12 protein-coding genes, 1 tRNA gene and 1 pseudogene are annotated in these 10,793 nt (G+C 58.2%); 4 read left to right on the top strand and 10 right to left on the bottom strand.

Annotated features, from left to right (window positions below; genetic code table 11):
- Nucleotides 1–26 precede the first annotated feature (26 nt).
- The 4 genes from OK411_RS09970 to OK411_RS09955 form a co-directional block, all read right to left on the bottom strand.
- Entirely contained in the window at nucleotides 27–194 is a 168-nt protein-coding gene (locus OK411_RS09970) for a hypothetical protein (RefSeq protein ID WP_016773805.1), read from the bottom strand.
- 118 nt (nucleotides 195–312) lie between these two features.
- Complete coding sequence (locus tag OK411_RS09965; RefSeq protein WP_024012287.1) at nucleotides 313–732, bottom strand: YMGG-like glycine zipper-containing protein; 420 nt, start codon at nucleotides 730–732, stop codon at nucleotides 313–315.
- A gap of 135 nt (nucleotides 733–867) precedes the next feature.
- Nucleotides 868–1,239: a hypothetical protein gene (locus tag OK411_RS09960; RefSeq protein WP_016773803.1), complete on the bottom strand. Its 372-nt coding sequence runs from the start codon at nucleotides 1,237–1,239 to the stop codon at nucleotides 868–870.
- Nucleotides 1,240–1,538: 299 nt separating this feature from the next.
- A complete protein-coding gene (locus OK411_RS09955; RefSeq protein ID WP_024012286.1) occupies nucleotides 1,539–1,727 on the bottom strand; it encodes a hypothetical protein in 189 nt (62 codons plus the stop codon).
- 221 nt (nucleotides 1,728–1,948) lie between these two features.
- Between OK411_RS09955 and OK411_RS09950 the strand changes: the two genes are divergently transcribed.
- Complete coding sequence (locus OK411_RS09950) at nucleotides 1,949–2,227, top strand: hypothetical protein (RefSeq protein WP_264364806.1); 279 nt, start codon at nucleotides 1,949–1,951, stop codon at nucleotides 2,225–2,227.
- 56 nt (nucleotides 2,228–2,283) lie between these two features.
- On the opposite strand, the gene OK411_RS09945 is transcribed toward OK411_RS09950, so the two are convergent.
- The 4 genes from OK411_RS09945 to OK411_RS09930 form a co-directional block, all read right to left on the bottom strand.
- Nucleotides 2,284–2,604: a YbjQ family protein gene (locus OK411_RS09945; RefSeq protein ID WP_264364805.1), complete on the bottom strand. Its 321-nt coding sequence runs from the start codon at nucleotides 2,602–2,604 to the stop codon at nucleotides 2,284–2,286.
- Nucleotides 2,605–2,674: 70 nt separating this feature from the next.
- Nucleotides 2,675–3,955: a Y-family DNA polymerase gene (locus OK411_RS09940; RefSeq protein WP_264364804.1), complete on the bottom strand. Its 1,281-nt coding sequence runs from the start codon at nucleotides 3,953–3,955 to the stop codon at nucleotides 2,675–2,677.
- Nucleotides 3,942–4,373 (bottom strand): LexA family protein, encoded by a 432-nt coding sequence (locus OK411_RS09935; protein ID WP_264364803.1) that lies wholly within the window; start codon nucleotides 4,371–4,373, stop codon nucleotides 3,942–3,944. The genes OK411_RS09940 and OK411_RS09935 overlap by 14 nt, the downstream gene beginning before the upstream one ends.
- 249 nt (nucleotides 4,374–4,622) lie before the next feature.
- Nucleotides 4,623–4,712, bottom strand: a tRNA-Ser gene (locus OK411_RS09930).
- 297 nt (nucleotides 4,713–5,009) lie between these two features.
- Here OK411_RS09930 and OK411_RS09925 point away from each other — a divergent pair.
- The 3 genes and pseudogenes from OK411_RS09925 (at nucleotide 5,010) to OK411_RS09915 (ending at nucleotide 7,750) form a co-directional block, all read left to right on the top strand.
- The gene (locus tag OK411_RS09925; RefSeq protein WP_264364802.1) at nucleotides 5,010–5,699 is read left to right on the top strand and encodes a crotonase/enoyl-CoA hydratase family protein; all 690 of its coding nucleotides are present in this window, start codon (nucleotides 5,010–5,012) and stop codon (nucleotides 5,697–5,699) included.
- Between the two features lie 220 nt (nucleotides 5,700–5,919).
- Nucleotides 5,920–6,646: pseudogene (locus tag OK411_RS09920) on the top strand (lysophospholipid acyltransferase family protein).
- Nucleotides 6,647–6,778: 132 nt separating this feature from the next.
- A complete protein-coding gene (locus tag OK411_RS09915; protein ID WP_016773794.1) occupies nucleotides 6,779–7,750 on the top strand; it encodes a magnesium and cobalt transport protein CorA in 972 nt (323 codons plus the stop codon).
- Nucleotides 7,751–7,819: 69 nt separating this feature from the next.
- Here OK411_RS09915 and OK411_RS09910 read toward each other — a convergent pair whose 3' ends face one another.
- On the bottom strand, nucleotides 7,820–8,548 hold the full coding sequence (locus tag OK411_RS09910; protein WP_123443416.1) for an amidotransferase: 729 nt from the start codon (nucleotides 8,546–8,548) through the stop codon (nucleotides 7,820–7,822).
- Between the two features lie 92 nt (nucleotides 8,549–8,640).
- Entirely contained in the window at nucleotides 8,641–10,785 is a 2,145-nt protein-coding gene (locus OK411_RS09905; protein ID WP_264364801.1) for a 3-hydroxyacyl-CoA dehydrogenase NAD-binding domain-containing protein, read from the bottom strand.
- Nucleotides 10,786–10,793: the final 8 nt, after the last annotated feature.

Genomic DNA, 10,793 nt, shown 5'->3' with positions numbered 1-10,793 from the left:
CAAAATCTCATTCATCACGAACACTCTCACTGCTCATCCCCATCCTCCTCATATTCCATATCCGCCTCATCCGCATCATTCAACGGCACCGTCGCATCATCCATCAGCGACCCGGGATCTTCATTCCCCGGATCATTGATAAATGGCAATCCACTCGGGCCCTTCTCTTCTTTGCCTTCGGTTTCGGGAGTCATGGCGCACCTCTTGAGCGTGTGGGATGTATCACTTTCGAAAAGCCCTATCGCCAATCGTTCCTCTGCCTGACGGCCACACACGAAAAACCCGGCGCCAGGCCGGGTTTTCGTTGATCAATCAGCGATGTTTATTTTTGTGTTTGTTCTTGTGCTTGTGGCCGCCGGAATGAGATCCGCCGTCGTCGTCGCCAAGATTGTTACCTACCGCGCCGCCTGCTGCGCCGCCCAGGCCTGCGCCAATGGCGGAGCCGGTGGAGCCGCCGAGGCTGTTGCCGACGACCGAGCCGCCTGCTGCGCCAAGACCGCCGCCGATCGCGGCTTCGGTGCGGTTGCGTTTGTTCGCGCCGACGGCACTGCCCGCCGCGCCGCCAACACCAGCGCCGACCGCTGCGCCCGTGCTGCCGCCGAGTTGTCCGCCAACCACATTACCCAGCGCACCGCCGAGACCACCGCCTACGGCAGCGGTGCCATCTCCGGCCGCCATCGCGCCCTGCGCCACGACCAAGCCAAAAAACAGTGCAGATAATGACAATCGCATATGAACCTCGCAGTTCCCGAATCGGGACAGTCCGCCCAAGCGGGGCGTATGCAGATTGGAGATGATTTCGCACGAAACGTTCAGCCATGAAAAAGCCCGACATCGAGTCGGGCTTCTTCTGACAGGCCATCAGTCTCAGTGGCGCTTGTGACCTTTGCCCAGGTTGCTGCCGACGGCACCGCCGGCCGCGCCGCCCAGACCTGCACCGATAGTGGCGCCGTTGCGGCCGCCCAAGCTGTTGCCGATCACCGAACCACCGGCCGCACCGACGCCGCCACCGATTGCTGCCTTGGTGCGGCTGCCCTTGCGTGCCGCGACGGCACTGCCTGCTGCGCCCGCGACGCCAGCACCAATGGCGGCACCGGTGCTGCCGCCCATTTTCTGACCGACCACGTTACCCAGCGCGCCACCCAGGCCACCGCCCAGCGCCGCGGTGCCATCACCGGCAGCCATCGCACCTTGAGCAACCAGAAGGCCAAGAACCAGAGCAGGCAGTGTTAAACGCATGACGAAAACCTCAAATAAACGGGATGACGAAAAGGAGCGGGATTTAATGCCTCGGCGCAGGAAAGTCCAGACGCCGGCGACAGCGTCGATTGGACCGCGATCAGGGAAAAGGTTTTATGCCGGGCAAAAAAAAGCCCGCTGGGGAGACGGGCTGGAGACTTGCTTTCTAACGGATGGCTTCACACTACGTTGGCCAACGTGAAAAGTTTGTGAAAAAAAACCGACATTAATGTCAATGCCCGCCCCCTCATTCTTGCGCACATAAAAAACCCCGTTCAGTGACGGGGTGCGGGATGAAATCACTTTCTGGTCCTTGCCGTGACCTTGGGCAGGAATTTCGCTTTCGGCCCTTTAGGGGCTGTGGATTTGATTTTGCCGATGCTGACCGGATCCTCGCCAAACCCCGACTGATACTCCGACTGACCGCAGCGCACACAGTTGTTGAATGAAAACTCAGCGCCATCATCTTCGATAAATGGACCTGACATAGACTCTCCCCTACGCAACCGGGCCGACACCGGCAAAACAGTTTTGCCTGGAAAATATCGTCCCTCAGCGCTTTTGAGACTAGCCGGTCACTACTGGACTTGCTGTTCAGAAAGGCTGATCACCGACGAATGGAAAAAAGCGTCGCGAGCGATCACTCGCTAAAGATTTCCATCGAACGGCCGCTGCCCTTATTCCTACCAATGAATCTCAAGGAGAGATCATGCAGATCAATGGATTCCCGAACATGCCAATCGTAAAACTCACGGACGAGCAGATCGCTGCCGGCAAGGCCGGTGCGGAAAAACTCAAGGAAAAGATCGCCTCGGGTGAAATCACCATCAAATACCCGGACAAACCGCTTCTGCAGCCGGGCGTCGTCTACCATCCCAGCGAGCCCGCACCATCGGTGCAGCCTGACGGGACACCGCCCCTCGTTGCCATCGATACACCGCTGACCTATGACGCAAGAGGCGCTGTGTTGCTCAAGCCTCAAGGCTGATAGACGCGAAAAAAGCCCATTCCTCGTGCGAGTGGGCTTTGTCTTCATAGCAATAATCAGCGCAGCTTCACCGCCGTTCCGGTGACAAACACCACGACCATGCCACTCTTGCCTGCCGGCATGCTGATCTCGAAGTCCACGCCGACCACCGCGTCAGCCTGCAATGCCCGCGCCCGATCTTTCAATTCATCGGTTGCCTGAATGCGTGCTTCTTTAAGAGCCCGCTCCAACGTCTGCGACCGCCCGCCAAAGAAGTCGCGCATGCCGGCGAACATATCGCGGATCACGTTGACCCCTTGCACAGACTCGGCGCTGACGATGTCCAGATAGGCTGTGATCTGCCGCCCCTCGACGGAATGAGTGGTGGAAATGATCATGAAAGTCGTCCTTTTACTGCAAAAGTGAAGGCGGCGATTGTAGCGCGGCACCAGGCCTGGCACCCGAGCCTCAATTGGATTTAACGACCCACAATTGATCCAGCTTCGTCGTAAAACTCGAGCTCATCATCTCCCGCCGCATGCCCCAGGCCGGATCCGCCGGCACACTCCCCGCTCGCAACGTTCCATGCCCCCAGCGCTGATTGATCTGGTCGAGCACCCCCATCACCCTCTCCGCCGTCTGCGGTTGCGACTGGGCAAACAAGTCGTCGGTAAACTCTCCGGGCTGCCGAAGATCCATCAATAACACTTCAGCCTTGCTGTACTTGAACCCCGGCCGGAACAATCGATCAATCGCTTCGCTCGCGACCTTGCTCAGCAATCGCACATCATTGGTCGGATAAGGCAACTCGATCAGCGCGCCATTGGCGTACTTCGCCTCTTCCGGATTGAACATGCCGGTGCGGATACTCACGCGGATCTTTTTGCACAGCGAATTCTGAGCACGCAGCTTTTCCGCCGCTCGATGCACATAAGTCGCCACGGCTTCCTTGATCGGTTCGATGGTAGTCAAACGGTTGCCAAACATGCGGCTGCTGCAAATTTCCTGCTTCGGCGGTTCTGTTTCCGACAGTTCCAGACAGGATGTGCCACCCAGTTCGCGCGCGGTCTTCTCGATCACCACGCTGAACTTGCGCCGCAGCGTCCACGGATCGGCCTTCGCCAGGTCCATTGCGCTTCTGATCTGCATGCTTTCCAGATGAGCTTTCATCCGCCGCCCGACGCCCCACACTTCACCGACATCGGTATTGCGCAGCACCCAGTCGCGTTTGGACGGATCGCAGATGTCGACCACGCCGCCGGTATGCGCTTGCAAGCGTTTGGCAGTGTGGTTGGCGAGCTTGGCCAGCGTTTTCGTCGGGGCGATGCCGACGCCCACAGGGATGCCCGTGCGCTTATAAACAGCAGAGCGGATGGTTCGGCCAAACGCGGTCAGGTCCCCAGGGATGCCGCTGAGATCGGCGAACGCCTCATCAATGCTGTACACCTCGACCGCCGGCACCATGGATTCGATGATCGTCATCACCCGTTCGCTCATGTCGCCGTACAACGCGTAATTACTGCTGAACACCTGAATGCCATGGCGGCGCAAATCATCGCGAATCTGGAAATACGGCGCGCCCATTTTCACAAAGGGCTTGGCGTCATAACTCCGCGCAATCACGCAGCCATCGTTATTGCTCAGCACGACAATCGGCGTCTTCGCCAGATCGAGCCGGAACACTCGCTCGCAGCTGGCATAGAAGCTGTTGCAATCGATCAGCGCGAAAACCTGCTCACGATTTTCCATGGTCGCGCACGCTGTAAGTCACCACACCCCAGATCACCAGCTCATCCCCTTCCATCACATAGCGAGGCGGGTATTTGCTGTTGGCCGAAAGAAGGATGACGGTGTTGTCGCGCATGTGCAGGCGCTTGCAGACAGGTTCGGAGTTGAGACCGGCGATGACGATATCGCCGTGCTCGGCATTCAGGCTGCGGTCGACGATCACCAGATCACCGCAAAAGATCCCCGCGTCCTGCATGCTCTCGCCTTCGATCTTCGCCAGATAAACGTGCGGTGCACGAATATCAAAAACCTCGTCCAGAGAGATGTGCTGTTCAATGTGATCAGCCGCGGGCGAAGGAAAACCGGCGGGAATCCGAAACGAATACAGCGCAAGCTTTTCGCCCGCACCTGACAAAGGGCCGAGGATGGTGACGCTCATGATACGAACCTGATAGTGAATTTACTGTATGCGCATACAGTAAACTCGGGACGGTTCGGAGGGTCAATGAGGCGTGTAGGAGATTTCGACGGGTGACAGGGGTTTGTATAGCTTTGGAGAGAGAATGATCGCCAAGACACATTCATAGATGCCGAACATCAGCGGTCCCACGTCACCATTTTCCAGACGCCAAAAACCACAAACCCCCGACTTTCTCTAGGAAAATCAGGGGTTTGCGTTTACTGAATGTGGCGGTGAAGGAGAGATTCGAACTCTCGATACAGTTTCCTGTATACACACTTTCCAGGCGTGCTCCTTAAGCCACTCGGACACTTCACCGTATCTCTGCAGACATGTTCTGTCTGTCGAGGCGCGCTAATGTAGTCGAAAGCTTTTCCGATGGCAAACTTTTTTTCAGAATTTTCATGCGCTTAAGAGAGCACGCTTCGTTCTGCCAAAGCGGGCGATGGCAAACCCGCCAATCTCGGGTAAGCCGTGCGCTTCCTTTTATAGCAGGCAACACGCGCGCGACGCTGGCCGAAGCGCAAAACGGTGACTGGCAGGTCAGTCACGGCGCTTTACCTGGCCTGCGGCGGTGGGTAACGTCTGCCCATCTTTCTAATAAGGAATAGCGTCATGAGCGAGTTGATTGCCTACCACCTCGAAGACGGTATCGCGACCCTGACCCTGAACAATGGCAAGGTCAACGCGATTTCTCCGGATGTGATTGCGGCGTTTAACGCGGCGCTGGATCAGGCGGTGGCGGATCGCGCCGTGGTGATCATTACCGGGCAGCCGGGGATCCTCTCGGGCGGGTATGACCTGAAGGTGATGACCGCCGGCCCGAAAGAAGCCGTTGCGCTGGTGACGGCCGGTTCGACCCTGGCCCGCCGCCTGCTCTCTCACCCGTTCCCGGTGATCGTTGCTTGCCCGGGGCACGCTGTGGCCAAGGGCGCTTTCCTGCTGTTGTCCGCCGATTACCGCATCGGTGTCGACGGGCCGTTCAGCATCGGCCTGAACGAAGTGCAGATCGGCATGACCATGCACCACGCTGGTATCGAGCTGGCGCGCGATCGCTTGCGGCGTTCGGCTTTCCATCGTTCGGTGATCAATGGCGAGATGTTCGATCCGCAAAGTGCCGTTGATGCAGGCTTCTTCGACAAAGTCGTCACTGCCGAAGAATTGCAAGGCGCCGCGCTGGCTGCCGCGCGGCAGTTGAAGAAGATCAACATGCTCGCGCACAAGAACACCAAGCTGAAAGTGCGCAAGCAACTGCTGGAAACCCTCGACGACGCGATCCTGCAGGATCAGCAACATCTGGGCTGACTCGTCCAGGATCTGCCGGTAAGAAAAAGCCCGACCCTCGTGTCGAGCTTTTTCTTACGTCATACGTCGAAGATTCGCGGAAAGCTCTAGGACGCGCCTGACAGGCAAGACTGAAACATGCGCTTAAACATCGGCCATCTCCGGACTCTATAGCGGCAATTGCCGAAAACAGTGCACATCCGTACACTGCGCCACCTTTTGTCCCGGTGGGCCTGCAAAAATGCTGTTTGTGTTTCGTATGTTGTTGATGGGCCTGCACTTTATTCTGGCCGGCGTGCTCGGCGTGATCCTTGGACTGTGCCGCCCGTTCAACCCGGACAACAGCCGACTATGCGCCCGCCTCTACGCTTTGCCGGCGATGTGTATCTTGCGTTTGCGGGTCAGGTCCGAGGTCAACGGCTTGATGAACAAGCCCGACAGTTGCGTGATCATTGCCAACCATCAGTCCAACTACGATCTGTTCGTATTCGGCAATGTCGTCCCCCGCCGCACCGTGTGTATCGGCAAGAAAAGCCTGAAGTGGGTGCCGTTGTTCGGCCAGTTGTTCTGGCTGGCCGGCCGGCAATGTGTTGATCGACCGTGGCAATGCGCACAAGGCGCGGCAGTCGATGCTGACGACCACCCACACCTTGCAGAATGAAGACACCTCGATCTGGGTGTTTCCGGAAGGCACCCGCAACCTCGGTGAAGATTTGTTGCCGTTCAAGAAAGGCGCGTTCCAGATGGCGATTGCCGCCGGCGTGCCGATCGTTCCGGTGTGCGTGAGCAGCTATATAAAGCACATGCGCCTGAATCGCTGGCGCAGTGGCAACGTTCTCATACGTTCCTTGCCGGCGATTCCTACAGTCGGATTGACCATGGACGACATGCCCATGCTGATCGAGCGATGCCGCGAGCAGATGCGCGAGTGCATCGAATCGATGGATCGGCAACTGCAAGCATCGTGAAACAAGACCCGCCCTGTGCGGGTTTTCTTTTGCCGGGTGAACTGTAGAAGTTTCACTGACTCTCAAGCAGCGACACGGCTAAGCTGAAGCCTAGTTTCCCTGCCATCTGCCAAGAAGAAGTGAATCACCACCATGGGTCGAGTTGTTGCTGCTGCGGTGTACAGCGAGGGTAAGAAAGTCACCAATATTGCGCTGGACGAAGGTGCTGCCTGGGCGGCCAAACCCGGCCACTTCGTGTGGATCGGCCTGGAAGAACCGGACGCACAGGAATTATCCAACCTGCAACGTCAGTTCAACTTGCATGAACTGGCCATCGAAGACGCGCTGGAAAAACACAGCCGACCGAAACTGGAAACCTTTGGTGACGCTCTGTTTATCGTCACCTACTCACCGGTTCGCGAAAACGGCGTCTTGCAATTTATCGAAACGCACATCTTCGCCGGCAGGGGTTACATCATCACTGCACGAAACGGCCATTCCGCGTCGTACGCCTATGTGCGGCAACGCTGTGAAGCGCGCCCTTTGTTGCTCGAGCACGGGGAAGATTTCGTCCTGTATGCGCTGCTCGATTTCGTTATCGAGAACTATCAGCCGGTGGGCGAAGCGATCCACGCCGAGATCGATGAGCTGGAGCGCAACGTCTTGTGTAGCGCCCTCAACGAGCGTGACATCCAGAAGCTGCACGGTTTGCGCCGTGATGTGGTGCGCTTGCGTCGATATGCGGCGCCGATGGTGGAAATCGGCGAAGAGCTGCAAAAGCTCAGTTTCCCGTTCATCGACAAGAACATGCGTCCGTACTTTCGCGATGTGCAGATTCACGTGACGCGGCAAATGGAAGATCTGAGCACGCTGGCCGACATTGCCAGCCAGACCATCGAGATTGGCGTGTTGCTCGAGGCATCACGGCAGAGCGTGGTGCAGCGCAAGTTTGCAGCGTGGGCGGCGATTCTGGCGTTCCCGACAGCGGTGGCGGGAATTTACGGGATGAATTTCCAGAACATGCCGGAATTGACCTGGCATTACGGTTATTTTGCAGTGCTGGGGTTTATTGCGGTGGGGTGTGTGAGTTTGTGGGCGAGTTTCAAGCGGTCCGGGTGGCTGTAGCCGGGACCGCGTTGCCCCGGATATTCGCGAGCAGGCTCGCTCCCACAGGGATTGTGGAAGCAGACCCTTTTAGCGTTGAGCCGCTTCCGGTTTGTGCGCCACGAAGCGCATCATCCACTCCGCAACCGTAGCGCCGTGGTGCTCCTGCTCAAGACTTGCCACACCCTTGCTGTAGATCTGCGAACCCAGCGCTTCCTGGCGCAGATCGAGCAGCGCGCGCGAGTAATCGTGAATGAATTCCGGGTGGCCCTGGAAGCACAGCACTTGATCGTTGATGTGATAAGCCGCGAACGGGCAGAAATCGCTGGAGGCGATGACCGTGGCGTTTTCCGGTAGTTCGGTGACCTGGTCCTGGTGGCTGATCAGCAGTGTCAGCTCTTCGCGCACCGGGCTCATCCACGGCGCCTTGGCTGCCAGCTGATAGCTGTGAGTGCCGACCCCCCAGCCTTGGGAGGCCCGCTCACTCTTGCCACCAAGCAGTAGCGCCAGCAATTGATGGCCGAAGCACACGCCGAGCAATTTGTCGCCGCGTTCGTAGCGATTCAGAAGATAGGTCTTGAGGGTCTGGATCCACGGGTCAGTGCCGAACGAATCGGCCTTGCTGCCAGTGACCAGGTACGCGTCGAAAGTCTCATCGTCACTTGGGTAATCCCCTTTCACCACGTTATAGACAGTGAACTCAGCGGCAATCGGTTGCTGCGAGAACAGGCGCTGGAACATCTGCCCATAGCCCTGATATTGGTCAATCAGTTCGGGCCGCAGGATGTCGGTTTCGAGAATGCAGATGCGCAGCGACATAAAAAATACCTGACACGTGATGGGAATAATGAACACCCCAGAGCCTGCCTTGAAACACGTGGCCAAGGCAAGCCCCGAAATGCTCGCTGGCCTTAGAACATTTCACCTTTCGCCGCTTTGTCCAGCAGCAGCGCTGGCGGAGTAAAGCGCTCGCCGTACTGCTCGGCCAGATACTGCGCGCGGGCGATGAAGTCCTTCAGGCCATACTGGTTGATGAACTGCAGCGCCCCGCCGGTCCACGCGGCGAAACCGATGCCGAAGATCGAGCCGACGTTGGCATCCGCCGTCGAGGTCAGCACGCCCTCCTCCACACAGCGCACGGTTTCGATGGCCTGCACAAACAACAGCCGATCACGCACATCCTTCGCAGAGATCTGTCCGTCTGCCTTCTCGAAGCGCGTTTTCAGCTCCGGCCATAAATGCTTCTGGGCACCGGCTGGATACTCATAAAAACCGCCTCCGGCAGCTTTACCCGGTCGCTTGAATTCATTGAGCATCAAGTCAATCACGGCAAAGGCCGGGTGCTCAATCAGCGGTTTCCCTTCAGCCTGTAGGTCCTTGGCCGTCTGTTGACGGATATGGCTCATCAGGCTGAGGGAAACTTCGTCGGAGATTGCCAGAGGCCCGACCGGCATCCCGGCCTTGCGCGCTTCGGTCTCGATCATCGGCGCACTGACGCCCTCGCCGAGCATGGCAATGCCTTCGTTGGTGAACGTGCCGAACACCCGCGAGGTAAAGAAGCCGCGACTGTCGTTGACCACGATCGGAGTTTTCTTGATTTGCAGCACGAAATCGAAACCGCGAGCGAGAGTTTCGGCGCTGGTCTGCGCACCTTTGACGATTTCCACCAGCGGCATTTTTTCTACCGGACTGAAGAAATGCAGGCCGATGAATTTGCTTTGATCGGCCACCGCCGTCGCCAGACCGGTGATCGGCAGCGTCGACGTATTGGAAGCAATCACCGCTTCGCCGCCCACCACCTGTTGCGCGGCGGCGGACACCCTGGCTTTGAGTTGGCGATCCTCGAACACCGCTTCGATGATCAGATCGCAACCGGCCAGATCGGCATCACTTTCGCTCGCAACGATTCGCGCCAGCACCGCTTCACGCTGTTCGGCAGTCATTTGGCCACGGGCAACTTTCTTGTCCAGTAGCGCTGCGGAATGCGCTTTGCCCTTCTCGGCAGCGGCAAGGTTGATGTCCTTGAGGACGACGTCGATACCGGCCGAGGCGCTGACGAACGCGATGCCTGCGCCCATCATTCCGGCGCCGAGCACACCGACTTTGCGGGTTTTATAGGGCGCAAAACCTTGCGGTCTTGAACCGCCGGCGTTGATCTCGTTCAACTGGAACCAGAACGTACCGATCAGGTTTTTCGAGATTTGCCCGGTCGTCAGCTCGGTGAAGTAGCGGGTTTCGATCAGGTGCGCGGTGTCGAAATCGACCTGAGCGCCCTCCACCGCCGCGCACAGAATCTTCTCCGGCGCCGGCAGAGTGCCTTGGGTTTTCGCGCGCAGGATCGACGGCGCAATCGCCAGCATCTGCGCCACTTTCGGGTTCGATGGCGTACCGCCGGGAATCTGGTAACCCTTGACGTCCCAGCGCTGCACTGCCGCCGGATTGGCGAGAATCCAGGCGCGCGCCTTGGCCAGCAGCTCATCGCGATCCGCTGCCAATTCATCAATCAGCCCGGCCTGCAACGCCTGTTGCGGGCGCACTTTTTTGCCTTCAAGCAAGTACGGCAGGGCTTTTTCGATGCCGAGCATGCGCACCATGCGCACCACCCCGCCGCCGCCCGGCAAAAGACCCAAGGTCACTTCCGGTAGACCGAGTTGCACCGAGGCGTCATCAACACCAATGCGGTGGTGACAGGCCAGACAGATCTCCCAGCCGCCGCCCAGCGCAGCGCCGTTGATCGCCGCGACCACCGGTTTGCCGAGGGTTTCCAGGCTGCGCAATTGCGCCTTGAGGGTCAGCACCATGTCGTAGAAAGCTTTGGCTTCGGGCTTGCCGACCTTGATCAGTTCATTGAGGTCGCCGCCGGCAAAAAAGGTTTTCTTCGCCGAGGTGATGATCACTCCGGCAATGCTGTCTTTCTCGGCCAGCAAGCGGGCAACGCAAGCGGCCATGGCCTCGCGGTACACGGCGTTCATGGTGTTGGCGCTCTGGCCCGGCATATCCATGGTCAGCACGACGATACCGTCCTGGCCTTTTTCGTAACGAATGGCTTCGCTCATAACAGGGT

This window comes from Pseudomonas sp. RG1 (genome assembly GCF_025910115.1).
Lineage (GTDB): Bacteria > Pseudomonadota > Gammaproteobacteria > Pseudomonadales > Pseudomonadaceae > Aquipseudomonas > Aquipseudomonas atacamensis.
This window is presented reverse-complemented; position numbering and strand designations above follow the sequence as displayed.